The 26,405-nt window shown below is 70.1% G+C and carries 15 protein-coding genes; 5 read left to right on the top strand and 10 right to left on the bottom strand.

All coding sequences use genetic code 11. The features are described 5' to 3' along the window. The first annotated feature begins 80 nt into the window (after positions 1-80). Positions 81-842 (top strand): acetylglutamate kinase, encoded by a 762-nt coding sequence (gene argB / locus J8M50_RS43690; protein ID WP_233450456.1) that lies wholly within the window; start codon positions 81-83, stop codon positions 840-842. 31 nt (positions 843-873) lie between these two features. Here argB and J8M50_RS43685 read toward each other — a convergent pair whose 3' ends face one another. Then, positions 874-1,353 (bottom strand): GNAT family N-acetyltransferase, encoded by a 480-nt coding sequence (locus tag J8M50_RS43685; protein WP_075692392.1) that lies wholly within the window; start codon positions 1,351-1,353, stop codon positions 874-876. 129 nt (positions 1,354-1,482) lie between these two features. Then, a complete protein-coding gene (locus J8M50_RS43680; RefSeq protein WP_010356997.1) occupies positions 1,483-1,683 on the bottom strand; it encodes an MbtH family protein in 201 nt (66 codons plus the stop codon). 101 nt (positions 1,684-1,784) lie between these two features. Here J8M50_RS43680 and J8M50_RS43675 point away from each other — a divergent pair, with 101 nt between their 5' ends. Continuing rightward, positions 1,785-2,864 (top strand): alpha/beta hydrolase-fold protein, encoded by a 1,080-nt coding sequence (locus J8M50_RS43675; RefSeq protein ID WP_010356996.1) that lies wholly within the window; start codon positions 1,785-1,787, stop codon positions 2,862-2,864. Positions 2,865-2,991: 127 nt separating this feature from the next. Here J8M50_RS43675 and J8M50_RS43670 read toward each other — a convergent pair whose 3' ends face one another. From J8M50_RS43670 to J8M50_RS43635, 8 genes are all read right to left on the bottom strand, one after another. Continuing rightward, complete coding sequence (locus J8M50_RS43670; RefSeq protein WP_010356994.1) at positions 2,992-4,692, bottom strand: ABC transporter ATP-binding protein; 1,701 nt, start codon at positions 4,690-4,692, stop codon at positions 2,992-2,994. Continuing rightward, the gene (locus tag J8M50_RS43665; RefSeq protein WP_029184280.1) at positions 4,679-15,550 is read right to left on the bottom strand and encodes a non-ribosomal peptide synthetase; all 10,872 of its coding nucleotides are present in this window, start codon (positions 15,548-15,550) and stop codon (positions 4,679-4,681) included. The genes J8M50_RS43670 and J8M50_RS43665 overlap by 14 nt, the downstream gene beginning before the upstream one ends. A 193-nt stretch (positions 15,551-15,743) precedes the next feature. Continuing rightward, a complete protein-coding gene (locus tag J8M50_RS43660; RefSeq protein WP_010356992.1) occupies positions 15,744-17,537 on the bottom strand; it encodes an ABC transporter ATP-binding protein in 1,794 nt (597 codons plus the stop codon). Beyond that, positions 17,537-18,601, bottom strand: coding sequence for an iron-siderophore ABC transporter substrate-binding protein (locus tag J8M50_RS43655; RefSeq protein WP_010356991.1), 1,065 nt, complete (start codon positions 18,599-18,601; stop codon positions 17,537-17,539). Before J8M50_RS43655 ends, J8M50_RS43660 begins: the two co-directional genes overlap by 1 nt. A 134-nt stretch (positions 18,602-18,735) precedes the next feature. Then, positions 18,736-19,578 carry an ABC transporter ATP-binding protein gene (locus J8M50_RS43650; protein ID WP_010356990.1) on the bottom strand — a complete coding sequence of 281 codons (843 nt, stop codon included), beginning with the start codon at positions 19,576-19,578 and terminating at the stop codon, positions 18,736-18,738. A 43-nt stretch (positions 19,579-19,621) separates the two neighbouring features. After that, positions 19,622-20,692 (bottom strand): FecCD family ABC transporter permease, encoded by a 1,071-nt coding sequence (locus tag J8M50_RS43645; RefSeq protein WP_010356989.1) that lies wholly within the window; start codon positions 20,690-20,692, stop codon positions 19,622-19,624. Beyond that, the gene (locus J8M50_RS43640; RefSeq protein ID WP_029184278.1) at positions 20,689-21,747 is read right to left on the bottom strand and encodes a FecCD family ABC transporter permease; all 1,059 of its coding nucleotides are present in this window, start codon (positions 21,745-21,747) and stop codon (positions 20,689-20,691) included. Before J8M50_RS43640 ends, J8M50_RS43645 begins: the two co-directional genes overlap by 4 nt. Before the next feature lie 80 nt (positions 21,748-21,827). After that, positions 21,828-23,174: a lysine N(6)-hydroxylase/L-ornithine N(5)-oxygenase family protein gene (locus tag J8M50_RS43635; RefSeq protein ID WP_029184277.1), complete on the bottom strand. Its 1,347-nt coding sequence runs from the start codon at positions 23,172-23,174 to the stop codon at positions 21,828-21,830. A gap of 255 nt (positions 23,175-23,429) precedes the next feature. Here J8M50_RS43635 and J8M50_RS43630 point away from each other — a divergent pair, with 255 nt between their 5' ends. The 3 genes from J8M50_RS43630 to J8M50_RS43620 all read left to right on the top strand — a co-directional run bounded on the left by J8M50_RS43630 (position 23,430) and on the right by J8M50_RS43620 (position 26,314). After that, positions 23,430-24,377, top strand: a complete 948-nt coding sequence (locus J8M50_RS43630; protein WP_010356986.1) for a methionyl-tRNA formyltransferase — start codon at positions 23,430-23,432, stop codon at positions 24,375-24,377. Between the two features lie 176 nt (positions 24,378-24,553). After that, a complete protein-coding gene (locus tag J8M50_RS43625) occupies positions 24,554-25,675 on the top strand; it encodes a PP2C family protein-serine/threonine phosphatase (protein ID WP_010356985.1) in 1,122 nt (373 codons plus the stop codon). Positions 25,676-25,735: 60 nt separating this feature from the next. Beyond that, positions 25,736-26,314 (top strand): hypothetical protein, encoded by a 579-nt coding sequence (locus J8M50_RS43620; RefSeq protein ID WP_010356984.1) that lies wholly within the window; start codon positions 25,736-25,738, stop codon positions 26,312-26,314. Positions 26,315-26,405 lie beyond the last annotated feature (91 nt).

Here is a 26,405-nt window from a genome sequence, read left to right as displayed (position 1 = left end):
CCGCTGCCCGGGAGAGCCTCGCAACCCTGCCGCAGGGGCTGCGAGGCGGTGTGGTCGTCGTCAAGTTCGGCGGCAACGCCATGGTCGACGACGAACTCCGGCGCACCTTCGCCGAGGACGTCGTCGAGCTGTGGCGGGCCGGGGTGCGGCCGGTCGTCGTGCACGGCGGTGGGCCGCAGATCAGCGCGATGCTCGACCGGCTCGGCCTGGAGACCCGCTTCGAGGCGGGGCTCCGCGTGACCACGCCGGAGACGATGGAGGTCGTCCGGATGGTCCTCACCGGGCGCGTGCAGCGGGAGTTGGTCGGTTCCATCAACGCGCACGGCCCCTTCGCGGTCGGTCTGACCGGCGAGGACGCGCACACGATGACGGCCGTGCGGCGGCCCGCGTGGGTGGACGGCCGTCCGGTCGACATCGGGCTCGTCGGCGAGGTCGTCGACGTCAACCCGGACACTGTGCGCGCACTCCTCGACCAGGGCCGCATACCCGTCGTCTCGCCGGTCGCGCGCGGGGCCGACGGCGAGGTCTACAACGTCAACGCCGACCTCGCGGCCTCCGCACTCGCCTCGGCCCTCGACGCCGAACGCCTGGTGATGCTCACGGACGTGCCGGGGCTGTACGCGGACTGGCCGCGCTGCGAGGAGGTCGTGCCCCGGCTGACGGCCGGTGAACTCCAGGCGCTGTTGCCGGAGTTGGCTAGCGGGATGCTGCCGAAGATGGAGGGGTGTTTGCGGGCGGTGCGGGGTGGGGTGCGGCGGGCTCAGGTGATCGATGGGCGGGTGCCGCATGCGGTTGTGCGGAGTCTGCTGGAGGGGGCGGGGGGTACGACGGTGGTGCCGTAAGTCCCTTTACGGGGGCGGTGGTTGCGCTGGCTCACCGGACGTGGTGGACCAGCACGCGCGAGCCCTGCCTCGGGTGCCAGCCGGGCGGGGTTCTCGCGTCCGTGCACGCCGGGGTGAAGCCGTGCCTCAGGAACAGCGCGCCGCTGCCTGCCGTCGCCGTGAACAGGGCGGTGAGGGTGAGGAGTTGGGCGCGTTCCAGGGCCGCTTCCATCAGACGGCCGCCCACTCCGGTGCCCTGACGGTGTTCGGCCACGCAGAAGTTGTAGAGCACCCCGGCCTCGCCGTACGTCTTCAGGCCCACGCAGCCGTCGAGTTCGCCGGCGAGGGACTCGACGACGAGGAACTCGGCGGCGTGGGTGGCGTACAGGTCCGTCGGACGTTCCCGCAGGGCACCGGAGAGGGCGAACGGGCGGGACAGGGCGGCGAGTTGCTCGGCGTCGTTCCGGCGTGCAGGGCGCACGAGGGAGACCGGCGAAGCGGTGGCGAGGGGGGCCGGGTGGGGGGTGGCCATGGTCTGGACGTGTCCTTTCTCTGTCGCGTCGTACGAGGGATGCGTACCGGCAGGGGTACGCGCCGACTCCTCGACGAGCAGAGCAAGGTTAGCCTTACCTAAACTTCCGACCAAACCGGGCCCGCTGGCTCACCCCGCGAGTGAACGCGGGCGCAAGTCCGTCCAGTTGGCCTCGACGTACGCCAGGCACGCCTCCCGCGACCCCTCGCCGAACGCGACCGTCCAGCCGCCGGGGACCTCCGCGAAGGACGGCCACAGCGAGTGCTGCCCCTCGTCGTTCACCAGGACCAGGAAACGGCCTTCGGTGTCGTCGAACGGGTTCGTGCTCATGTTCCGGGCCTCCTGGAAACGGACGTCAACGTTAGGTTAGGCTCGCCTAATTGAAGCTGAGCCTAGTCTGTCCCCTCCCCTCTCACAAGGAGACACCTGCCGTGGCCGACAACGCCTTCACCGAGTACGGGATCTACGGCGAGGTCGGCACCGACGCATTCTGGACGGCCGTCGACGGGCCCAAGTCGGTGCCCGCCGACGGAGGTTGGCGCACCCTGTTCCTGTGGCGCGGCGACGAGGCCCGCATCGAGTTCGAGAGCTGGTCGGGGCCGGTCGCGCTGACCCGCTGGGCCGACACGGACTGCTGGTACGCCGAGGTCCCGATGCCTGAACGCCTGCGTGTCACCTACCAGTTCATCGTCGGCGAGGACGCGCACGCCGATCCCTTCAACCCCTTCGGCGCCGGGGGCGACCGGTCGATCGCCGCGACGCCGGACGCCCCGGCGCAGCCGTACTGGCCTGCGGTGGGGGCGGACGCGGTGCTGCCGGTGCCGCGGGCCCGGGTGCGGTGGGCGAGTGAGCGGCTCGGGGGGCGACGTACCGTCCGGCTCCATCCCGTGGGTGGGGGTGGGCCGTTGGTGCTGTTGCTGGACGGTGACGACTGGCTGTACCTGCATCCCGCGACGACCGCGTTCGACGCGGCTTTCGCGGCCGGCGAGCTGCCGCCGGTCACCCTCGCTTTCCTCCCGGCCAAGGACCGCGAGGCCGAGTACACGTGCCGTCCCGAGCTGTGGGAGGCGGTCCGGGACGAACTCCTCCCGCTGGTGGCCGAGTCGGGGGTACCGGCCGACCTCTCGCGCCTCGTGGCCGTCGGCCAGAGCTTCGGGGGGCTCAGCGCGCTCTACGCGGCCCTGGAATTCCCCGAGTTGGTGTCCGGGGTGGCGTGTCAGTCGGGGTCGTTCTGGTGGACGCCGGAGGCGGTGGGGTCCGCTGATCCGCTGGGTGGGGTGGTCGGGGGTGTGATGGCGGACCGGGTGCGGGAAGCGGGTCAACTGGGCGGCCTGCGGGTCGCGTTCGACCTCGGGGAGCACGAGCGGGCGATGCTGCCGCACTGTGAGCTGGTGGAGGGGTTGGTGGAGGGGGCCGGGGCGCGGGTGCGGGTGTCGCGCGCGGCGGCGGATCATGACCGGGCGGGGTGGCGGGGGGCGTTGGTGCGGGATGTGGGGTGGCTGCTGGGGTGAGGGGGGCGGGGTTCCCGGGAGTAGACGCGTCACGCGGGCGGCAGCGGACAAGAGGCCGTCGCGGACGCTCCCGCGACGGCCCGCCCGGTGACCGCGCCTCGCAACACGACGCCGCCCCCGCCCCGTCTCACCTCGCCACAGCCGCGCAGTACTCCTCGTCCGTCGCCAGCAGATTCCGGTGCGTGTCCTCCGCCGTGACCGCCCCGTCGTTCAACACCAGCACCCGATCGGCCGCATCGAGCAGCGCAGGGCTGCTGGTGATCACCAGCGTCGTACGCCCCCTCCGCAGATCCGCGACCCGCCGGGCGATGAGCTGTTCGGTCACCGCGTCCACCGCCGTCGTCGGGTTGTGCAGGACGAGTACGTCCGTGTCTGCGGCCAACGCCCGTGCCAGCGACAGCCGTTGACGCTGGCCGCCGGACAGGTTGGCGCCCCGGTCGCGGACGGGATAGTCGAGGCCCTCCTTGTGCAGCGCGACCACGTCCGTAAGCAGCGACGCCTCCACCGCCTCGTCGACCGTACGGCTCGTCCCCGAGGGGTCGATGTTCGTGCGCAGGGTCCCGGCGAAGATCTCCCCGTCGTAGGGGTTCACCAGCAGTTGCTCGCGCACCCCCTCCACCGCCAACTCCCCCAGCGCGGACCCGTCGACGCGAACCTCCCCTTCGTACCCGTCCGGTGGGACGTTCACCGCGAGCAGGGACACCAAGTCGGCCGCCGCGCGCGGCTGGTACGCGGCGATGGCGACGAACTCGCCCGCCTTCACCTGGAACGTGAGGTCGCGCAGCGTGCCGTAACTGACGCAGTTGATCTCCAAGTCCCCTCCTGCGGAGGGTGTTTCGGTGCCCGGTGTCATCGTCGGCGGGGCCGAGAGGACGAGGGACATGCGGGCCGCCGAGGCGCGCGCGATCATCACGTACTTCGGCATCTCGGAGAAGAGTTTGAGCGGCTCCATGATGAACTGCGCGAGGCCGACGGCCATCACCAACTCACCGATGTTGATGCGGCCTTCGAAGGCGAGCCACCCGGCGGTGAGGGTGACGGCGGCGGCGAGAACGGCGTTGAGGGCGAGGGCCGTGCCCGCGTAGATGCCGTTGACGCGGGCGACGGTGACCGCCTGCTGTTTCGCCTCGCTGCTGACCGCCCGGTAGGAGCGGAACGCGGCATGGTTGCCGCCGAAGCCGTGCAGCGGGCGCAGGCCGGTGATGAGGTCGGCGACCTTCGCGCCGGCACGGGCGACCCGGGCCTGCTGCTCCTGCGTACTCGATCCGATCCGTTTCGACATGACCGACAGGACGGTCAGGATCGCGGCGGACCCGGCGATGACGAGCGACCCGAGCCGCAGGTCGGCGAGTCCGAGCGCGACGGCGGCGATGAGGAGGGAGACGACGGAGCTGATGAGGAGGGGGACGACCTCGATGATGTCGGCGGTCTGGTCGGCGTCCTCGGTGGCGACGGTGAGGACTTCGCCGGACTTCAAGTCGACGTCGCGGGCGACGGGTTGGAGGCCGCAGGCGGCGACCTCCACGCGCCAGCGGTGCGCCTCGGTGGTGTTGGCCTTCTGGAGGATGCGCATACCGAACCGCCACGACAGGGAGACCGTCGTGATGATCACGGCGAGCGCGGCGATGGAGATGCCGAGCTTGTCGAGGCTGCGGCCCTGCATCGTGTGTTCGACGATGAGGCCGAGCGCGATCGGGAAGGCGGTCTCCCCGGCCTGGTAGAGGCCCATGAGGAGGGTGCCGCCGGCCATCGCGCCGACGTTGCGGCGCAGCGCGGTGCGCAGGATGTCGGCCCCGGTGCGGGGCTGCTGGAGGTCAGGAGTTGTCATCGAGGTGGTGGGCAATCGCTTCGGGGGTGCGCAGGGTGAACAGGTCTCGGATGGTCACGACGGGGCCGAACTCGCGGCGGAGCAGGCCGATCAGGCGTACCGCCAGCATCGAGTGTCCCCCGAGGGACACGAAGTCGCTCACCGCGCTCACCTCGTCGTCGTCCAGGTCCAGTGCCTCGGCGAAGAACTCGCAGACCAGCGTCTCCGTCTCGGTCTCGGGCCCGCGCTCCCCCGCCGTCGTCAGCGCGCCGAGCGGCCGGGCCTCGGGCAACGCCTTCGTGTCAGCCTTCCCGTTGACGGTCAGCGGGATGCCGTCGACCTGCGCGTAGTGCGTGGGCCGCAGGAAGTCCGGGAGCCCGGCGCCGACTTCGGCCGCGACGTCCGCCAACTCGGCGCCGTCCAGGACGAGATACGCGGCGAGCCGGTACGCCCCGTCGACCTGCGGATCGCGCTGCGCGACGGCGGCGACGAACCGTACGGCCGGGTGCGCGGCGAACACGGCCTCCACCTCGCCGAGTTCGACGCGGTGGCCCCGGATCTTGACCTGCTGGTCGGTGCGGCCGAGGTACATGAGGTTGCCGTCGGGCCGCCGCAGCACCAAGTCACCGGTGCGGTACATGCGTTCACTGGGTTCCCCGAACGGGCAGGCCACGAACCGGTGCGCGGTCTGGCCCGGCTGCCCGAGGTAGCCGCGCGCGATACCGACACCGGAGACGTACAACTCGCCGGGGACACCGTCCGGGAGGGGACGCAGCCACGGGTCCAGTACGTACACGTCGGTGTTGTCGATGGCGACGCCCACCACCGGGTCGGCGCACTCGAACGTGCCGACACCCAGGGTGTTGATGGTGTACTCGGTCGGCCCGTACAGGTTGTAGCCGACGGTCCCCTCGGTCTCGGCGAGTCGCTGCCACAGCGTCGGCGTCACCGCCTCCCCGCCGAGCAGGACGAGCGGGGGCCGCCGGGTCGGGTCGTCCAACAGGCCCTCGGCGACGAGCTGTTGCGCGTAGGTCGGAGTGACGTTGATGACGTCGATCCCGAACTCCAGGCAGTACTCGACGAGTCGGGGCGCGTCCCGGCGCAACTCCTCGTCGCAGATGTGGACCTCATGCCCGTCGGCGAGCCACAGCAGCTCCTCCCACGACATGTCGAACGCGAACGACACGGTGTGCGCGATCCGGAACACCCGGTGCCCGTGCTGCGCCAACACCGGCTCGAAGATGCGGCGTTGGTGGTTGATCAGCATGTTGGTGAGACCGGCGTACTCGGTCACCACGCCCTTGGGCTTGCCGGTGGAACCGGAGGTGTAGATCGTGTACGCCGGGTGCCGCAGCCGGTCGGGGTCGTCCGGCGTGAACGTCACGAACGGTTCGGCGGGCGGCAACGGCCGGTCCAGCTCGATCAGTTCACCTCTGAGGCGGGGTGACACCGACGACACGGTCAGGATGACGTCCGGCCGCGCGTCCGCCACGATCGCCGCGATCCGTTCGTCCGGGTGGTCCAGCTCCAGCGGCACATAGGCCGCGCCGACCCTCAGTACGGCGAACAGGGCGACGATCGAGTCCAGCGAACGCGGGATCGCGAGACCGACGTTGGTCTCCGGACCGATCCCGCGCCCGGCGAGCACGCCCGCCAACTCGCGGCTGCGGTCCCTCAGTTGCGCGAAGGTCAGCGTGTTGCCGTCGGCGACGAGCGCGAGCCGCTCCGGGTTGCGCCCGGCGGCCTGGTCGAAGCGGTCGACGACCGTGTCCGTGGTGATGTCGGTCTTCTCGCCGGGTACGGGAGTCGCGCCGAGTCCCGGCAGCGCGCCGACGGGTCCGCTCGCGCGGGCCAGGTCGCGCAGGACGCGGAGGTAGTCGTCCAGCAGGCGCCGGGCGTCCGCCGAACTCCCGTACCGGTGCTCGACCTTGACCGTCAGCCGGTCGCCCGGCGTCACGACCCACGTGTAGGGGTAGTGCGTCGAGTCGTCGGCCTTCACCTCGACGATGCCGTGCCGTGCGTTCATCTCCGCGAAGGCGTCCATGTCGAGGAAGTTCTGGAGCACGAACAGGTTGTCGAACAGGGTGTCGTGGCCGCTGGCCCGCTGGATCTCGCCGAGTCCGAGGTGCTCGTGCTCCATCGCGGCGACCCGCGCGGACTGCACGCTCTCCAGGTACTCGCGCACGGAGTCCTGGGGGCGGGCCCGGGTCCACATCGGGACCGTGTTGAGGAGGACGCCCACGATCTCGTCGAGCCCCTCCCCCTCGCGCCCGGACACGGTCACGCCGAACACGGCGTCGCTGCGGCCGGTGTGCGCGCCGAGCAGGAGGCCGAAGGCGCCGGTGAGGACGGAGTTGAGGGTGACGCCGTGCGCCTTGGCTGCCTCGCGGAGGAGGTCGGAGTCTTCAACCGACAGGGTGTGGACGAGGGTTGGCGGCAGCTCCGTCGACAGCTCGGGCGCCGGGCCGGCGAGGAGGGTCGGTCCGGACAGCTCGGCGAGCTGGTCCGACCAGAACCGCTCGGAGACGGCGGTATCGCGAGTGGCCAGTGTCCGCGCGTACTCCTCGAAGCTGGGTGCGGGGGCCTGGGTCAGCTCACCGGCGTACGCGGCGAACAGGTCCCTCAGCACGATCTCGCGCGACCAGCCGTCCCACAGCAGGAGGTGGTAGCTGAGCAGCAACCCGTCCCGGCCATCAGGGAGTTGGACGATTGTTAGGCGGATCAGCGGCGGTTCCCCGGGGTCGAACCCGGCGTCGCGGTCCGCCGCCCGGAAGGCGTCTACCTCTTCGAAAGAGGACAGTTGGACGGTCTGGACGTCAACGTGCCTGCCCGCCTTGAGGACTTGGACGGGGTTGCCGTCGTCGTCGGTGGTGAACCCGGCGCCCACGACCGGGTGCCGGTCGATGACCTGGGCCATCGCGTCGGCCAACTTGTCGGCGTCGAGCCGCCGTTCGAAGGTGAACCAGCTCTGCGCGACGTAGTGCCCGGCCTGCCCCGCCAACTGGGCCTGGAAGAACAGGCCGCGCTGGAGGGGGGTGACGGGTGCGGTGCGCTCGGCGGTCGTCGAGGCGTCGGCGATGCGGGTGAGCGCCTCGGTCCACGCGTCGGTGATCGTGTCCGGGATGCCCTCGGCGAGTGTGAACTCCGTGTGGAGCCGGTCGTCGGCGATCCACGCGTTCACCTCGACCGCGTACGGACTACCCTGGTCTCCCCCGGCGATGTGCAGCGCCTGCGACTCGCTGCCCCGGCCCAGGTAGTTGAACAGCACCTGGGGGCGGGCGGTGAGCAGCGGGGCCGTCTGCGGGTTGAGGTACCTGAGGCGGCCGTACGCGACGTGCCCCTCCTCGTCCGGCTGCCGGTCGGCGACCTCGCGGGCGGCTTCGACGGGGTCGGTGTGGGCGGTGAGGCGGACCGGGGCGATCGAGGTGAACCAGCCGACGGTGCGCGTGTAGTCGTGGTCCTCGCGGACGGGGACCCTGCCGTGGCGTTCCAACTCCACGGCCAGGTCGGTGGGTTCGGGCTGGATCGCCGTAAGGGCGAGGCGCAGGGCGCCGACGAGGAGTTCGGTGAGGTCGACTCCCAGGGCTGCGGGGGCGGTTCGGGTGAGGCGGTCGGTGATGTCCGCGTCGAGAACGGCCGTCGCCTCGCGCAACTCGCCGATGGAGGACACGAGTTGCGGTGCGTCGAGGGTGGTGATCCAGCGGCCGAGGGTGCCGGTGTCCTGCTGCGCCCGGGCGGCCAGCGCTTCGGCGTACTGCGCGTACGACGTTGTCGGTGGCGCAAGTTCCTTGCGGCTCAGGGCCGTTGCCAGGTCCTCCAGGAGGATCAGCCAGGACACCGCGTCCACGGCGAGGTGGTGCACGACCACAACCAGGGTCCGGGTCTCCTCCAGCCAGGCGAACCCGGCGACTCGTCCGGCCTCGGGGTCGAGGCGGTCGGCGAGGTCGTCGGCTGCGGCCATGGGGGTCAACGTGCTGCGTACGACGGTGAGTTCGGTGTCGGGTTCGGTGCTGAGTGTCCAGACGCCGTGGTCGGTCGCCAGGCGGAGCCGGAGGGTGGGGTGCGCGGCGACGACGGTCTTGACGGCACGTTCGACGTCTGTGAAGCCGGTGCCTTCGGGAGTGGTGAGGGTCCTTGCCTGGGCGAACCTGGCGAGGGAGCCGCCGAGTTGGCGTTGGCGGAGGATGATCGGGGTGGGGGTGAGGGGGCCGTCCATCGCGACCTCGGCCTTGCGTGCGGGGGGCACGGGGGCGCTCACGCGTCCGGCCAGTGCACGCGGGGTCCGTAGGAGGAAGACGTCCCGGGGGGCGATGGCCAGGCCCAGCGCCCTGGCCCGGTTGATGACGGTGATGGCGACGATGCTGTCGCCGCCGGCGCGGAAGAAGTCGGTGTCGGCGTCGATGTCGGTGCCGGGGAGTGTGTCGGCGAAGATGCTGATCAGGGCGGCGAGAGCCTCGGGGGCGGGGGCGTCGACGGAGCCCCCCGAGGCAGCGATACCAACAGCACCACCGGAGGCCGCGAGGCCAGCGCCCGAGGCAGCAAGGCCGACAGCGGCACCCGAGCCCTCAAAGGCAGCGCCCTCGAAGGCACCGGCAACTTCCTCAGCCGCCCGCGCCACCAACGCCTTCCGGTCCAGCTTCCCGTTCACCGTCAACGGCAGCGCGTCCACGGCCAGCACCCGCCCCGGCACCATGTGCACCGGCAGCTTCGCGGCGAGCCGCTCGGATAGATCCCCGGACACCCGCCCGACGACATGCGCGACGAGGTGATCCCCACTGTCCGCGACGGTCACGGCAACATCCGTCACCCCGTCGACCTCGCGTACGGCGGCCTCCACCTCCCCCAACTCGATCCGGAACCCCTTGAGTTGGACCTGATCATCCGCTCGGCCGGCGAACTCCAGCTCCCCACCGAGCGTCCGGCGCGCCAGATCCCCGGTGTGATACATCCGCGACCCGTCCCCGGCGAACGGATCGGCAACGAACCGCCCCGCCGTGAGCCCGGCCCGCCCCAGATACCCCAGAGCCACCTGATCCCCGGCGACGTAGATCGCCCCCACCTTCCCCGGCGGAACCGGCCTCAACCGGTCGTCGAGAAGATAGGTCACCAACCCCGGAATCGGCCCCCCGATCGGACTGACGTCGGCCGCAAAATCCTCATCGGTCAGCACCCGATGAGTGACATGCACGGTCGTCTCGGTAATCCCGTACATGTTCACCAACTCGGGCGACTGAACCCCGTGCCGCTCGACCCACCCCCGCAGCCGCACCGGGTCGAGTGCCTCACCCCCGAAGATGACCCGGCGCAGAGCAGGCAACGCCTGCCCGTTCTGCCGATCCGCCTCGACGAACTGATAGAAGGCGGACGGCGTTTGATTGAGAACGGTCACCCCCCGCTCACGAACCATCCGATGGAAGTCGACCGGCGACCGCGTCAACCCGTACTCCGGGACCAGCAGTTCACCCCCGTGCAGCAGCGCCCCCCACAGCTCCCAGACCGCGAAGTCGAAGGAGTACGAGTGGAACTGCACCCACACGTCATCGGCCCCGAACCCCATCGCGGGCTGCGTGTTGGCGAGCAGCGTCACGACGCTGGAATGCGGGACGACGACACCCTTGGGCCGCCCGGTCGAGCCGGACGTGTAGATGACGTACGCGGGGTCGTGCCAGCCGACCTCGAACGGCTCATCGTCCAGGGGGAGTTCATCACCCTGCACAATCACCCGCGCGTCGACCCCGGTCCGGGCCAGCAACTCCGTGAACCGCCCCCGGTGTTCGGCATCGACGAGGACGACCTGGGGCGCGGAGTCCGTGAGGATGTGCTCCAACCGCTCGTCCGGATACGCGAGATCGAGCGGAACATACGCACCGCCCGCACTAACGACCGCGACCAGCGCAACAACCTGTTCCACCGACCGAGGCACGGCGACGGCGACACGCTTGCCCGCACCGACCCCGGCGGCGCGCAGGGCGCGGGCCAACTCGGTCTTGGCGTCGGCGAGTTCGCCGTACGAGAGAGAGCGGGTCGTGCCGTCCAGGGCAACCTGAGTGACGGCGGTGGCGTGGGGGGCGCGACCGGCGGCGGTGTCGAAGCGGACGCCGAGGGGGGTCTGTTCGACCGAGGGCACCTTGGAACGCGGACCGGCGACGAGGGCGTCCGGATCGGCGAGCAGCGCCGTGAGCGTCGAGGTGAAGGTGTCCAGGACGGTGCGGGCGTCGCGCTCCCCCAACACCTCCGCGTCATAGATGAGGTTGAACCGGTCGCGTTCCACGACCAACGTCAACGGGTAGTGCGGAGCACCCTCGTTGACGATCTCCGTGACAGCAAGCGTGTCGCCGGGGCGGCGCAGGGCGGTGACGTCCGTCGCTATGTCGAACACGACGAGCGTGTCGAAGAGGGCGCCCGCGCCGATCCGGGACAGGGAGACGTGCTGGTGGGCGAGGACCGCGCTCTGGTGTTCACGGACGGACGCGAGTAGATCCCCATGAGTCGTAGAAGGCGTCCAACTCGCCCGCACCGGAATGGTGTTGATGAACAGGCCGACCATGTCCGCGATGCCGGGCACATCGGCGTCGCGGCCGGAGACCGTGGAGCCGAAGACGACGTCCGTGCTGTGCAGGACGCTGCCGAGGGTCACGGCCCAAGCGCTGTGCACGGCGACGCTCAGGGGCACGCCAGGCGTCTCGACCTCCGCCGATGCGAAGACCTCGGCGAACGTGTCGGAGGGCGTATGCCCCTCGGCGACCAGCGAGGCACCGGTGAAGCCGTCCAACTCCGCGCGCCACACCCGGTCGGTCTCGGCGGCGTCGCGTCCGGCGAGAGCGCGGACGTAGTCGGCGAAGCCGCCGATCGGGTAGACGCTGCCGGGCGCGTGGTACTCGGCGAGGAGGGCGCGCAGCATCGGCGGGACGGACCAGCCGTCGGCGATGATGTGGTGGACGGTCTGGACGAGCACCGTGCGGTCCGTGGCGCGGACCAGCGTGAACCGCATCAACGGCCCTGCGGCCAGGTCGAATCCGGCACGCCGGTCGCGCTCGGCGAGATCGCGGAGTTCGGCGTCGGTGATACCGGGTCGGTCCAGGACGGTGAACGGCGCCTGCACCCCGCTCTCCAGGACGGAGACCACACGGCCGTCAGCGAGGGCGGTGAAGCGGGCGGCAAGGTTGGGGTAGAGGTCGAGCAGGCGAGTGGCCGCCGCTTCCAAGCGACCCCAATCGATCTCCCCTTCCAGCGTGAGCAGTTGCTGCTCCACATACGCGCCGGACGAGTCGTCGTCGAAGACCGAGTGGAAGTACAGCCCCTCCTGCAACGGCGTGAGCGGCAGGATGTCCCTCAACTGCGGCCCGTCGTACGCGTCCACGTCGGCCTGCGTGAGCGGGACGAGGTCGAAGTCGCTGGGCGTGTGGCCGCCGGTCTCCAGCGCGGCGAGTCCGGCGAGGGCGGCGTGGAAGTGGTCGCCGAGGGCCGTGATGTCGTCGTCGGTGAACACGCCCGACGGCCACGACACGGTCGTCACGAGCTGGAACTCGCTGGTGTCCGCGTCGGGTTCGGCGATCGCGTTGAACTCCAGGGCGCGCGGCAGCCGCATCGCGGGGTCGCGCTTCTCGCCCAACTGGTCGGTGGTGCCCGTGAGTTCCCAGTCTCCGTCGGCGCCCGTGTCGAAGCGGCCCAGGTAGTTGAAGAGGACCTGGGGCGCGGGGGCGGTGAAGCCGGCGCCGTGGAGGTGGCGCAGGACGCCGTAGGAGAGGCCGTTGCCGGGGACGCGGGCGAGGTCTTCCTTGACGGCCTTGAGGGCGGCGGCGAGATCCTCGGTCGTACCGGGGTCGACGGTCACCGGGAACAGGGTCGTGAACCACCCGACCGTACGCGACAGTTCGGGCTCGAACCCGGCGGAGTCCGCGACGAACCGCGCCTCGCGGCCGTGCCCCTCCAGCTCGATGTGCGCGAACGTCTGCTCCTGGCCGCGCTCCCGACGGAACCGGGACAGCGCGACGGCGAGGGCGGTGAGCAGGACGTCGTTGACGCCCGCGTGGAACTTCGCGGGAATCTCGCCCAGCAGCGCGGCGGTGGTCTTCGGGTCGGTGGTGAGGACCCGGACGCGTTCGCCCGCCACGGTGTCGGTGTCCACCAGAGCGCGCCTGCCGAGGAGTTGGTCCGGCCCCGGCAACTCCCGCTCGTAGTAGGCGCGATCGGCGTCGAAGGCGGCGCGTTCCAGGAGCTGCGTCCAGCGCCTGAACGACGTACCCACCGGCGGGAGTTCGACGTTCGCGCCGGAGCTGTACTGGCTCCACGCGGTCGCGAGGTCCTCGCGCAGGACGCGCCAGGAGACGCCGTCGACGATCACATGGTGGGCGACGAGGACGAGTTGGCGTGCCGCGCGGCGCCAGATCGCGCGCAGCATCACGCCGTCGTCGGGGTCGAGTCCGGCGGTGGCGAGGGCGACGCACTCCTCAAGCGACAGGTCGCTCTCCTGCCAGTCCACGGCAGCCCTGCGGGCGGACGGGACGTCGAAGCCCCACTGCTCTGCGCGCACGAGCCGCGCGCGCAGCATGTCGTGGCGTTCGGCGAGTGCGGTGAGCGCCGAGTCGAGGGCGTCCTCGGTGAGTTCGGCCGGGGTGTTGAGGACGACGGACTGCACGAACCCGTCGACCGCGCCCGTCGTCTCGCCGAGCCAGCGCACGATGGGCGAGCCGGTGACGGTGCCCGTCGGGACGTCCGCGTGGTCCGTCGCGGAGACGTCCTCGCGGCTCGCGACGGCGGCGAGCGCGCCGATGACGCTGTGCGTGAAGATCTGGCGCGCGGTGACGTGCAGCCCCTGTTCGCGCAGCGCGCCGAGCAGGGAGATGGCGAGGATGCTGTCGCCGCCGAGCTGGAAGATGTCCTGGTTGACGCCGACTTCGTCGAGGCGCAGCACCTTCGCGACGGCCGCGCAGACGATCCGCTCGTTCTCGGTGCCGGGCGGCACGATCGTGCCGGTGCGGACCTCGGGTTCGGGCAGGGCCTTGCGGTCCAGCTTGCCGTTCGCGGTGAGCGGGAACTCGGTCATCACGACGACGTGCGTCGGGACCATGTACTCGACCATGTGCTCGGTCGCCCACGCCTTGACCTCGTCGGCGGTCAACTCCCCATATCCGGCCGAATATCCGGCTGAGGGAATGACGTACCCGACGAGGTAGGTGCCGCCCGCCGAGTTCTTCTTCGCGACGACGCACGTGTAGCGGACGCCGGGGTGTTCGGCGAGGCCGACCTCGACGTCCTCGATCTCCAGGCGCATGCCCCGGATCTTGATCTGGTTGTCGACGCGGCCGAGGAAGTCGAGCGAGCCGTCGGGGGCGAAGCGCGCCAAGTCCCCGGTGCGGTAGAGGCGGGAGCCGTCGTTCGCGAAGGGGTTGGCGACGAAGCGGGACGCGGTCAGGCCGGGCGCGTTGACGTACCCGCGCCCCAACAGGAAGCCGCCGACGTAGAGTTCGCCGCCGACGCCGACCGGGACCGGCCGCAACTCGTTGTCCAGAACGTACAGTTGCGTGTTCGGGTTGGCCTTGCCGATGGACGTGGTGAGGCGCCCGGCCCGGCCCCGGTAGATGACGTGGGAGACGCCGATGGTCGTCTCGGCGGGGCCGTAGCCGTGGTACATCGGGATGTCGAGCTTCGTGCGGAACCGTTCGTACAGCTCCGGCGTGAGGACCTCGCCGCCGCACCACACGTGCCGCAGGCTGTCCAGCTTCCCCGAGTCGCCGGCCATCTCCAGGAGGACGTCCAGCATCGACGACACCAAGTAGGTGAAGGTGACGCGCTGTTCGGCGATGACGCTCAGCAGGTGGTGGGGGTCGCGTTCGCCGCCGGGGCGCAGGACGACCAGGCGTCCGCCGCTCACCAGGGGGAGGAAGATCTCGTTGATGGAGATGTCGAACGACAGCGGCGCCTTGAACAGGGACGCGTCGTCGTGCCCGAAGTGCAGGATCTCGTTCACCTGCCACAGCAGGCGCTCACTGATCGCCTCGTGCCGGATCATCGCGCCCTTGGGGCGGCCGGTGGAGCCGGAGGTGAAGATGACGTAGGCGAGTCCGTTGCCGGGTGCGGTGATCCCTGTGCCGCCGGTGGGGTACGCGTCGTACGCCCACTCCCCCAAGTCGACCGCTACGGCGGGAGGTTCGGCCTCGTCGTACTCCCCCGTCGTATTGAGCTGGAGGACGGCCCGCGCGTCCTCGATCACCACGGCCCGGCGCGCGGCCGGCCACTGCGGGTCCAACGGGACGAAGGCGCCGCCCGCTTGGAGCACCGCGAGCAGGCCGACGACCATCTCGGCGGAGCGGCCGAGGGAGATGCCGACTACCTGTTCCTCAGTGAGCCCTCGCTCGATCAGGTGATGCGCCAACTGGCTGGACAGCTCAGCTGCTTGACGGTACGTCAGAGACCGGTACTCGTCGACGATCGCTGTCTCGTCCGGCCTCGTCCGCGCCTGCTCCCGGAACATCTCGACGATCGTCGGACGGTCCCGGTCGGCCCGGTTGTCGTTCCACTCCGCGAGCGCCGCGAGCCGCGCGGCCACGCTGGAGGGCGCGATCGTGCCGAGCGGGCGGTCGGGAAAGTCGGCGAGATCATCGAGGGCGAGCTGAGCATCGCCGGGGTCGACACCGTCGGGGACGGCAATGTCGTACGCCTCCCCGTCACGGTTCCCGACCCAGGCGAGTACGTCGGTGAAGAGGGTCGCCGAAGTCAGCTCAATACCCTCGGGGTTGGCCCCGGAAGCCCAGAACTCCAGCCCGATGGCACACGCTTCACTGATGGCCCGGTCGGACTGATCACCACCGGTACGCCGCCGCACACCGGCAAGGCGCTCGGAAGAAAGCCGCACAAATCGAGTACCAGATTCCAGCATCGAAGACTCCGCGTCCCTTTCACGTTATGAACGTCGGCTTCAGGTGGGGGGTGAAGCGCCCCGGAGATTCGGCCTATTGAGCAACTAGGGGCAGGGCAACGCCCTTTCTTTTAGGGGCGCGGGGAACTGCGCGACCAGCCACGACGAAGCCGCAGCCTCCAGACAACCTTTCTCGGCACCCCCCGAGGAGCACTCAGCTGCCCTCACGCCAAGCTCGCCAAAGACGCGCATACCGCCCGCCCAACGCAACAAGCTCCTCATGCGTCCCCTGCTCCACAACCCGACCGGCGTCAAGAACAGCGATCCGGTCCGCCGACATCGCCTGCGTCAACCGGTGAGCGACGAACAACGTCGTCCGCCCGGCGCAAGCCGCCACCACGGCCCGCTCCAGTTCGGCAGCCCCTTCGCTGCCCGCCTCGGCGGTGGACTCATCCAGCACGACCACCGGCGTACGAGCCAACACGAGCCGCGCCAGCGCCAGTTGAGCAACCTTGGTCACATCCAGCCGCTCGCCGCCTTCACCGACCGGCGTTTCAAGTCCTTCGGGAAGCGCGGAAGCCCACTCCCAGGCCCCCACCGTCCGCAGCGCATCGGCGAGTTCCTCGTCGGTAGCAGCAGGCGAGGCAAGCCGCAGGTCCTCCGCGAGGGGACCGGAGAACACGTGGCTCTCCTGGGTGAGGATGCTCACCAGAGCACGGGCGCCGGCCTCGTCGACGGAGGCGAGGTCGGTACCGCCGACCCGTACGGACCCCGAATCCGGTGTCCCGATCCCGGCGATGAGCGCGGCAAGGGTGGTCTTCCCGGCCCCGGTGGCACCCACGAGCGCGAGCGAACCCCCGACGGGAATGGTCAAGTCGACGTCCCGCAACACAGGTTGCTCGGCATCGGGATAGCTGAAGGTAACCCCCCGCACGGTCACCCCGTACGCCCCGGAGCCAGCCACATCCGCATCCCCGACGAGCCGCCCCGAAGTCCCCTCCCCCAACACACCCACAAGCCGCGTAAGACTGGCCCCGGACTTCTGAGCCTCGTCGAACGTGAACATGATCGCCCCGAGCGGCGTGAACAGCCGATGGAAAAGCAGTGGAGCGGCGGAAACATCACCGAGCGTCGCGGCATCGTTCTCCAACAGGGCATACCCCACAAGGAGAATGAGGGTCAGCCCGATGAACTCGGCCCGGTTCTCCCTCCCGACGAACCGCCCGAAGAACCGAAAAACCTCGATGCCGTAATTCCGTACCCGCCACGACTCGGCATCGACCTTCTCGCGAAAGGTGTCCTCAAGCCGGTAAGCACGAACGGTATCGATCCCGTCAAGACCGCTGATGAGGGCCTGAGCCCGGTCGGCCTGCGCAGCGCGTTGCTTGCGATAGAGCGGAGCGGACCGCGGCAGATACCACCGCAGCGCGAACGCGTACGCGGGCAGCGCAGCCGCCCCCGCGAGCCCGAGCCGCCAGTCGAGCCCGAACATCCCAGTGGTGGCGATGACGACAAGTACCCCGGCGGAGAAGACAGTTGGGATGGCGGTCCGGATCCCCCGGGAGATCACGGCGACATCGTCACCGACCCGGGAGAGCACGTCCCCGCGCCCGACCTGCTCGACACGCGAACTCGGCATGCCGAGCACGGCGCGGACGGCGCCTTCGCGCAGCCGCGCGAGCAGATCCGCGCCGAGCCGCCCGATGAGATACGTGGAGGCGGCCGTGGCCACCGCGCCGAGCAGCGCGGCGACCACCATCGTGACGCCGATGGTGAACAGGACCGACCGGTCGTCGCCGCCCACGACCCCGTCGACCACGCGGCCGAGGAGCAGGACGGGCAGGACCTGGAGCGCGGCCCCGGCCACCGTGGTGAGCACGGTGGCCGCGGTCAGTCCGGGCACCTCGCGGCAGTGGTCCGCGACCCATCGCGCGGCCTCACGGCCGGTCGCCGTGCGCAGCGCCGCCGGGGCGGAGCGCGTGGCGGTGCTCACGCCGGCGTCGGACATTACTGGCTGACCGCCTTGACGAGTTCGTCGATCGCGTACGGCATCGAGGCGAGCGTGGCCTGCGACATGGCGGCGCCGATCGCCGGGCCCTCACTGTCGAGGAGGTAGGTGACCTTGTTGTTCTTGACGGCGCCGAGGTTGGTGTAGAGCTTGAACTTCTTCAGCGCCTCGGTGTCGGCCTTGTCGTTGATGACGACGACGCGGTCCACGTCGACGAGGTCGACGCGCTCGGGCGAGAGCTGCGTGGAGAAGCCGCCGCCGGCGACCTTGTCGATACCGGTCTGGTACTTGAAGCCCATGCCGGTCAGGAGCTGGCCGCGTACGTCGGTGGAGGTGAAGGCGGCGATGGAGTCCTTGTACCAGGAGAACGCGACGGCGGTCTGGCCGGCGAACTCGGGGTGCGCCTTCTTCGCGGCGGCCAACTGCCCCTGGACGCCCTGGATCAGCTGCTCGCCCTCCTTCTCCTTGCCGAGGGCCTTGGAGATCTGGAGCGCGTTGTCCTGCCAGGGGGCGCTGAAGGGCTCCTTCTCCGCCTTCGTACGGCCGACGGTGGGCGCTATCTGCGAGAGCTTGTCGTAGGCGGCCTTGTCGATCTCGGAGTACACCGCGACGATCAGGTCCGGCCGCAGGGCGGCGATCTTCTCGAAGTTGGGTCCGGAGTCACCGTTGTTCATGATGACCTCGGGCTTGGCGTCGCCCCACTTGTCCTTCACCCACGGCCACTGCGTGTTGATGTCGGGGGACTTGCCGGCCGGGTTCGGGTACTGGTCGACCATGCCGACGGGCTTGGTGCCGAGCGCGAGGACGGTCTGGTCGTCGGTGTAGCCGACGGTGACGACGCGCTCGGGGGCCTTCTTGATGGTCGTCGAGCCGAAGAAGTGGTCGACGGTGACAGGGAAGGCGCCGGAAGCGCCGGGCGTCGTGGAAGCACCCACGCTGTCACCGGAGTTGTCCGAGTCGCTGGATCCGCACCCCGCGAGAAGGCCGACGCCGAGCGTCGCGACGGCCAGCGTGGCCGCCAGCCGGCGCCAGGGCTTCATGAGCGTCGTTCTGTGGAGGAGCATCCCGCAATCCCTTGCCTTCGCGTTGTCCAGCTGGTCCGGCGCCCGGTGAAAAAGCGCGCGCCTCGTTCACAGGGCAGGCAAACCCTACCCAGAAAACTGAGGTTAGCCTAGCCTAACCAGCACAATCATCCGGATCATTCGGCGAGTTGGGCATGCGTACGCCCGATCGGCACGATCATCGGCCGGTCCCCCACCGGGTCGTCGATGACCAGCGCCTTCAACCCGAAGGCATCGTCGAGGAGTTCGGCGGTGACGACGTCCCGGGGATGCCCCTGCGCGAGGATCGCGCCGTCCCGCATCACCACGAGGTTGTCGCTGTAGCGGATCGCGAGGTTGAGGTCGTGCAGCACCATGACGACGGTCCGCCCCGACTCGTGCAGGTCGTCCACGAGATCGAGTACATCGACGGCGTGCGCGAGGTCGAGATAGGTGGTCGGCTCGTCGAGAAGTAGCAGGTCGGTGCCCTGAGCCAGCGTCATGGAGATCCATACGCGCTGCCGCTGACCGCCCGACAGCGAGTCCACCGGCCGGTCCGCGAGGTCGAGTACGCCGGTCATCGCGAGGGCTTTCTCGACGACCTCGGCGTCGTCCGAGGACCATTGCCTGAGCCAGCTCTGATGCGGGTGCCTGCCGCGTGCGACCAGGTCGGACACGGTCAACCCCTCGGGTGCGACCGGCGCTTGCGGGAGCAGCCCCAACTTCTTGGCGACGTCCCGGGTCTTGAGGCGCGCGATGTCGTCGCCGTCCAGCACGACCGAGCCCTTGGTGGGCTTCAGCAGCCGCGACAGCGTCCTCAACAGGGTTGATTTCCCGCAGCCGTTGGGCCCGATGATCGTGGTGATGACACCCGGCGGCACGGCCACGTCGAGGTCGTCGATGACGGTCCGGCTGCCGTACCCGACCGTGACGCCTCGCGCGGCCAGCCGCGTCGCCGCGACGGCCGGGGACTCGATCTCGGTGATGTGCTGAGCGACCACAGGGCCCCCTTGCCTATTTAGGTGTGCCTAACCTTTGTACCAGCTACTTCATGTTCGCCCGCACCAACAGGTAGACAAGGAACGGTCCGCCGATCGCCGCCGTGATCACGCCGACCGGCAGCGTGGCCGGCAGCACGGCCCGCGCGACGAGGTCGGAGCCGAGCAGCAGGACGGCCCCGAAGAGCCCGGACGCGGCCATCGGGGGCGTGGCGGAGCGCGCCAGCCGCATCGCCACCTGCGGCGCGACCAGCGCGACGAACGGCACGGGGCCCGCCGCGCTCACCGCGACGCCGGCCAGCAGGACCGCGCACAGCAGCAGCACGGACCGTACGGCCGAGTAGCGGACGCCGAGCCCCGCTGCCACGTCGTCGCCGAAGTGGAGGGGTTTGAACTGGAAGGCCACGCAGGTCACGACGATCACCAGCGCGAGCGTGCTCCACAGGGCGATCCACACCTCGTTCCACGACCGGTTGTCCAGCGAGCCGACCAGCCACGCCTGCGCGCGGGCGACGTCCCTGATGTCGGCCCCGACGAGCAGCCAGGTCGTGATGGCCTGCATGACGGCGCTGACGGAGATGCCGATCAGGATGAGCCGGAAGCCGTCGATGCCGCGCCGCCAGGCGAGGAAGTAGACGAGGAGCCCGGTGCCGAGGCCGCCCAGCAGGGCCGCCGCCGACAGGCCGAGGGTGTCGGAGATCGCCGTGGCGGCCCCGCCCGACACCGTGACGAGGAACACGGCGACCGCGCTGGCGCCGCTGGTGATGCCGAGGATGTCGGGGCTGGCCAGCGGGTTGCGGGCGATGGACTGGGTGATCGCGCCCGAGACGCCGAGCGCGATGCCGACGACGAGTCCGGCCAGCGCGCGCGGCATCCGCAGGTCCATGATGACGAACCTGTCGACCTGTTCGCCGCCGCCGAAGATCGTGGAGATCACCCGGGAGAGGCTGATCGGGAAGTCGCCGATGCCGATGGAGAGGCAGAACAGCAGGAAGGCCGCCGCCGCGAGGACGAGCGTGACCAGGGCGACCCACGGCCGCCACACGAACGAGAGCCCGCCCAGCCGGATGCCGGGCGCCATCGGGGGCTTCGGGGGCTTCAACTCCGTGCCGTTCATGCGCTCTTGAACTTTCCTCGGTAGACGAGGACGGCGAAGAACGGCGCCCCCAGCAGCGATACGACGACTCCGGCGTCCAACTCGCCCGGCCTGACGACGAGTCGGCCCGCGATGTCGCAGACCAGCAGGACGACCGCGCCGAGCAGTCCGGCGTACGGCACGAGCCAGCGGTAGTCGGGGCCGGTGAGGGAGCGGGCGATGTGGGCGACCATCAGGCCGAGGAACGCGATGGGCCCGCAGGCGGCGGTGGCGGCGCCCGCGAGAAGCGTGATGGCCGTGATGCCGATGATCCGGCTGCGGGTGACGTCGACGCCGAGTCCGCGCGCCACGTCGTCGCCCAGGTTGAGGAGGTTCATCGCGGGCAGGGTCGCGACGGCCAGGACGAGGCCGACGGCGACGAACCCGGCGATGGGCCAGATGACGTCGAAGCCGACCCCGGCGACCGACCCGGCGTTCCAGAACCGCAGCGCGTTCAGCGCGGTCTGGTTGCCGAGCGAGATCGCGGTGGTCATGGCGGCGAGGAAGACGGTGATGCCCTGCCCGGCGAGGGCGAGGGTGAGCGGGTTCCCGGCGCCCCGGCCGATGCTGGCGAGTCCGAACACGACGACTCCGGCGAGCCCGGCGCCGAGGAACGCGAACCACACGTACGCGAAGGGGCTGGTGAACCCGAACACGGCGATCGCGGTGACGACCGCGAAGGACGCGCCCGCGTTGACGCCCAACAGCCCTGTGTCGGCTATGGGGTTGCGGGTGTAGCCCTGGATGAGGGAGCCGCCGACGCCGAGCGCGATGCCGGCGACGACCGCGAGGACCGTGCGCGGCACCCGTACCGTCCGGACGATGAGACGGATCTCGGTGAGCCGCTGGTCGTCGGTCGGCGCGCCGAGGAGGCCGTGCCACACCTCGCTCAGGCTCAGCGCCCGCGCCCCGACGGCCAGGGAGAGTGCCGAGGCGATCACCAGGACCACCAGGAGGGTGCCCAGACCCGCGACCCGGCGTCGGCGGGTGTGCCTCGACCCCCCGGTCACGGGGCGCGCAGCAGTAGTCGTGCCCATGTCGTCGTACGTTATCTCTTCGGTCTGTGGGTGATCGCGGCCGGTCGGGCCCCGCGCCCGGGAGCGCGGGGCCGGAAGGCTCAGCGGGTGGTGCCCTCAGCGACCGAACGGGCCGCGTCCGAGGCGGACTTGAGGCCCCGGTCGAGGAGCGAGTCGAGGATCTCGCCGACCCTGATCGCCGTGTTGGAGAGCAGGGAGGAGGTGATGCCGTGGGTGTGCTCGGTGCCGCCCTGGAGGTAGATGCCGGCGTTGACGCCGGGCGCGGTGGCGATGCGGTAGTCGCGCTCGACGCGGACGCGGCCCTCGTCGTCGCGCAGGCAGCGGCTGCCGACCTCGCCGAGGAGGCCGAGGGGGTCGACGGGGCTGTAGCCGGTGGCGAACACGACGACGTCCGCGTCGAGTTCCGTCTCCTCGCCCGTGACCAGGGAGGTCACGGTGGCCGTGGCCTTCTCCTCGGTCTCGGTGACGCCGGTGAGGCGGGAGACGTTGATGAACTTCAGGCGCTCGGTGCCGAGGACCTTCTCCTGGTACGACTGGCGGTACAGGTCGTCGATCAAATCGATGTCCACCACGGAGTAGTTGGTGTTGCCGTGGTAGTCCATCAGCCGCTTCTTGACGGCCTCGGGCGCCTCGAAGTACTCGTCGACGGCCTGCGGGTCGAAGATGCGGTTGGCGAACGCGCTGTCGTCGGCGGGGCTGTAGCCGTAGCGCGAGAAGACCGCGCACACCTCGGCGTTCGGGAATCTGCGGTGCAGGTAGGCGACGTTCTCGGCGGCGGACTGGCCGGCCCCGACGACGACGAACCGGGTCGGGTCGGTGCCCTCCAACCCCTCGACCTTCGCGAGGAGTTCGGAGTTGTGCCAGAGGCGCTCGCCTCGCTCGACGCCCTCGGGCATGAGGGGGCGCAGGCCGGTGCCGATGACGAGGTTGCGGGCGCGGTGGACGGCGAGGCCCTCGGGGGAACGGACGGTGACGTCGAGGTAGTCGATCTCGCCGTCGCGCAACACCGGTTCCACGCCGACGACTTCATGGCCGTACGAGACCATGTCGCCGACCTTGGCTGCGGCCCACTCGAAGTAGTCGTGGAACTCGACGCGCAGCGGGAACAGGCTCTTGTGGTTGATGAAGTCGATCATCCGGCCCTTGCTCTGGAGGTAGCACAGGAAGCTGTACTCGCTGGCCGGGTTCCGGAGCGTCACCAGGTCCTTCAGGAAGGACACCTGCATCGTCGCGTCGTCGATGAGCATGCCCCGGTGCCAGCCGAAGCGGGGCTGCTGCTCGAAGAAGTGGGCGGTCACCGCCTTCCCGTCGCCGATACGGGTGTTGTGCTCCTCCAGAGCGATCGCCATGGCCACATTGGACGGGCCGAAGCCGATCCCAATGAGGTCGTGGACCAGTGGTGAGCCAGCAGGAAGCACCTGTGACATGTCTCTCCCATCGTGCGGGGCAGTCGCCATGTGTCGGCGTGGGGGAAAGTGCGGGATGACGGGCATGCCGAACAGCGGCACACCGGCAACTTAGGTGAGCCTAAGCTAATCCGGTTGAGCTGTCGATAGGGGTGCCGTGAACCACCCGGCATCAACAGGCGATCCGGAAGCGCCCGTTGAAAGCTAAGGTAAGCCTTGCTTTACTTGATCCGCACGTCGCTTGATCCGGTCAGCCCTGCTTCGAGGAGGAACCCCATGCGGGTCGTCATGTTCGGTTACCAGACCTGGGGGCACCGCACCCTCCAAGCCCTTCTGGACTCCGAGCACGACGTGGTGCTGGTCGTCACGCACCCCAGGAGCGAGCACGCCTACGAGAAGATCTGGAGCGACTCGGTCGCCGACCTCGCCGAGGAGCACGGCGTACCGGTCGTCATCCGCAACCGGCCCGACGACGAGGAACTCTTCCAGCGCCTCAAGGACGCCGACCCGGACATCATCGTCGCCAACAACTGGCGTACGTGGATCCCGCCGCGCATCTTCGGGCTGCCCCGGCACGGCACGCTCAACATCCACGACTCGCTGCTGCCGAAGTACGCCGGGTTCTCGCCGCTGATCTGGGCGCTCATCAACGGGGAGCCCGAAGTCGGCGTCACCGCGCACATGATGAACGACGAGCTGGACGCCGGTGACATCGTCCGCCAGGAGTCCGTGGCTGTCGGGCCCACCGACACGACCACCGACCTCTTCCACAAGACGGTCGATCTCATCGCCCCCGTCACGGTCGCCGCGCTCGCCGAAATCGCCTCCGGGAAAACGGAGTTCACGAAGCAGGACCGCTCGCAGGCGACGTTCTTCCACAAGCGCGCCGAGGACGACATCCGCATCGACTGGGAGTGGCCGGCGGAGGTCCTGGAGCGTCTGGTCCGCGCCCAGTCGGCCCCGTACCCCAGCGCGTTCACGTACCACAAGGGCAAGCGCCTGGAGATCCTGGCGTCCTTCGTGTCCGAAGCGCGCTACGGCGGCACCCCGGGCCGCATCTTCTACCGCGAGGGCGAGGGCGTGGTCATCGTCGCCGGCGCCGACGCCCGCACGGGCCGCAACCACGGCCTCGCGATCACCCGGGTCCGCACGGCGGACGGCCAGGAACTCGCGGCCACCGACTACTTCACCTCCATGGGCGGCTACCTCACCACCCGCCCCTGATCCGTCGGCCCCGGTACGGTCCCGGGGCCGGCCTCCGATCGCCGCCGCGCCCGATCCCTGTCGGGGGCGGCGGCGATCGGCTTTGCCGCAGACGCTTCGGAGCGGCGGGGCGATTCTTCGTAAGGCAGTGTGACTGCATACGGTATGACCAGATCATCACCTGCCCGGGAGTTCCGATGTCCGGTAGCCGTCGTGCGAGACCTGTTGAGGCCATCGAGGCCATCGAGCCGCCCGGGAACGTTCAGCTCGCGCTGGCCGTTGTCGGGGTGACGGTGTCGGTGGAGGCGTTGGGGGAGCTGTCCGGTTCGGCGGTGCTGCTGCTGGGGCTGCTGGTGTTCCTGCCGGGGGCCGCCGCCGCGCTGTGCACCGTACGGCAGACCGCGTTCGTCGCCTCGTGGACGGCGGTCGTCGTGTCGACGACGGTGGTGACACGCGGGCCGGGCGGGCACTGGCTCGACCGGATCCTGATGGTGGCGATCACGATCGCGCTGGGCATCGCGTCGACGTACGCCTGCGGCTACCGCATCCGGCGTGAGCACGAGATGCTCCGCCTGCGCTCGACGGCCGCCGCGATGCAGCGCCACATCCTGCACCCCCTCCCCCTGGTCACGGACGACGTCCTGGTCAACGGCGTGTACGAGCCCCTCCACGAGGACCGCCTCGTCGGCGGCGACATCTACGACGTCGTCGCGACCCCGTGGGGAACCCGCGTCCTCATCGGCGACGTCCAGGGCAAGGGCCTCACGGCGGTGGGCGCGGCGTTCGCGGTGATAGGGGCGTTCCGCGAGGCGGCCCACCGCGAGCCGACCCTGACGGCCCTGGTCGACGCGCTGGACGCGGCCGTCGTCCGCCACAACTCCTACGCCACCGACACCGGCGAGGACGAGCGGTTCGTCACGGCGCTGATCCTCGGCATCGACCTGGACGACGAGGCGCAGGCGGTCAACTGCGGCCACGTCCTGCCGTACGTCGTGCTCGACGGCAAGGTCAGCACCCCGCACCTCGACTCCGGCGTCCCCCTCGGCCTGTCCGAACTCGCGGCCGAGCCGACGATCGTCGACTGGTTCGACTTCCCGGCGCACGCGACGCTCGTCCTCAGCACGGACGGCCTCACCGAGACCCGCGCGGCGGACGGCACGTTCTACCCGGCCGACGAACGCCTCACCGCCCTCTCGGACCTCTCCCCCACGGCCCTGCCGCAGGCGCTGTACGACGACGCCCGCGCGTACGCCGGGCACGGCGGCCGGCACGACGACGTCGCCGTCCTCACCGTGCGCCGGGCACCGCGCCACCCTTGACAGTCATGACCGCTCCGGCCTGGGGTAGGTGCCAGGGACGGCACGGACTTTGGAGGGGTCGTGGAGTGGCGGACGGAGAACTTCGGTACGTCGCACGAGGGCAGGCCGCGCGCCGTGCTCCCGGACGGCACCGAGCCGGGACCGGTGTACTTCGACGTCGGCAGCGGCGCCGACATCCCGAAGTCGACCGAGTGGTGGGTGTACGACGGCACGCTGCGCGCCCCCGAGGCGAGCCATCTGCGCGCGGCGTGCTCCTGCGGCTGGCGCGGCGAGACCCACCACCCCCTGGACTGGTCCCGGGTCCCGCGCCACCACCCGTACGACTACGACACCTCGGCGCTGGAGGAGGAGTGGGACCGGCACATCCGCGAGGTGGAGTCCCGCTCAGTCCCCCTCCCCACCGACATCGAGGCGATGATCGACGAACTCGACCGCAGACTGGGCGACTTGGCGGACCAGGCCCCCTTGGCGGCGCTGCGCGCGGTGACGGCCCTGGAACGCATCACCTCCGACGCGGGCCGCGAGGCCGCCTACAACGTCCGGGCCGACGAACTCTCCTGGGAGACCATCGCGAAGGCCCTCGGCCTGACGGAGGACGACGCGCACTCACTGCTGTTCCGGCTCAGCTTCCGCAGGTGAGGTGGGCGTTCGGGGCCGGTGCCGCCGTGCCCATGTCTCACGCCTCGGATCACCCGTTGACGTTCGCGGAGGCCACTCCTTACGCTCGTGA

Source organism: Streptomyces acidiscabies, assembly GCF_020010905.1.
GTDB classification, from domain to species: domain Bacteria; phylum Actinomycetota; class Actinomycetes; order Streptomycetales; family Streptomycetaceae; genus Streptomyces; species Streptomyces acidiscabies.
The sequence above is the reverse complement of the archived record's forward strand: the minus strand, read 5'-3'. Positions and strand labels throughout refer to the sequence as shown.

Excerpts from the sequence above, each read along its gene's own strand:
- argB (WP_233450456.1), top strand. The coding sequence starts at position 81 with ATGGTCGACGACGAACTCCGGCGCACCTTCGCCGAGGACGTCGTCGAG.
- J8M50_RS43685 (WP_075692392.1), bottom strand. The coding sequence starts at position 1,353 with ATGGCCACCCCCCACCCGGCCCCCCTCGCCACCGCTTCGCCGGTCTCC.
- J8M50_RS43680 (WP_010356997.1), bottom strand. The coding sequence starts at position 1,683 with ATGAGCACGAACCCGTTCGACGACACCGAAGGCCGTTTCCTGGTCCTG.
- J8M50_RS43670 (WP_010356994.1), bottom strand. The coding sequence starts at position 4,692 with ATGACAACTCCTGACCTCCAGCAGCCCCGCACCGGGGCCGACATCCTG.
- J8M50_RS43665 (WP_029184280.1), bottom strand. The coding sequence starts at position 15,550 with ATGCTGGAATCTGGTACTCGATTTGTGCGGCTTTCTTCCGAGCGCCTT.
- J8M50_RS43660 (WP_010356992.1), bottom strand. The coding sequence starts at position 17,537 with ATGTCCGACGCCGGCGTGAGCACCGCCACGCGCTCCGCCCCGGCGGCG.
- J8M50_RS43655 (WP_010356991.1), bottom strand. The coding sequence starts at position 18,601 with ATGCTCCTCCACAGAACGACGCTCATGAAGCCCTGGCGCCGGCTGGCG.
- J8M50_RS43645 (WP_010356989.1), bottom strand. The coding sequence starts at position 20,692 with ATGAACGGCACGGAGTTGAAGCCCCCGAAGCCCCCGATGGCGCCCGGC.
- J8M50_RS43640 (WP_029184278.1), bottom strand. The coding sequence starts at position 21,747 with ATGGGCACGACTACTGCTGCGCGCCCCGTGACCGGGGGGTCGAGGCAC.
- J8M50_RS43635 (WP_029184277.1), bottom strand. The coding sequence starts at position 23,174 with ATGTCACAGGTGCTTCCTGCTGGCTCACCACTGGTCCACGACCTCATT.
- J8M50_RS43630 (WP_010356986.1), top strand. The coding sequence starts at position 23,430 with ATGCGGGTCGTCATGTTCGGTTACCAGACCTGGGGGCACCGCACCCTC.
- J8M50_RS43625 (WP_010356985.1), top strand. The coding sequence starts at position 24,554 with ATGTCCGGTAGCCGTCGTGCGAGACCTGTTGAGGCCATCGAGGCCATC.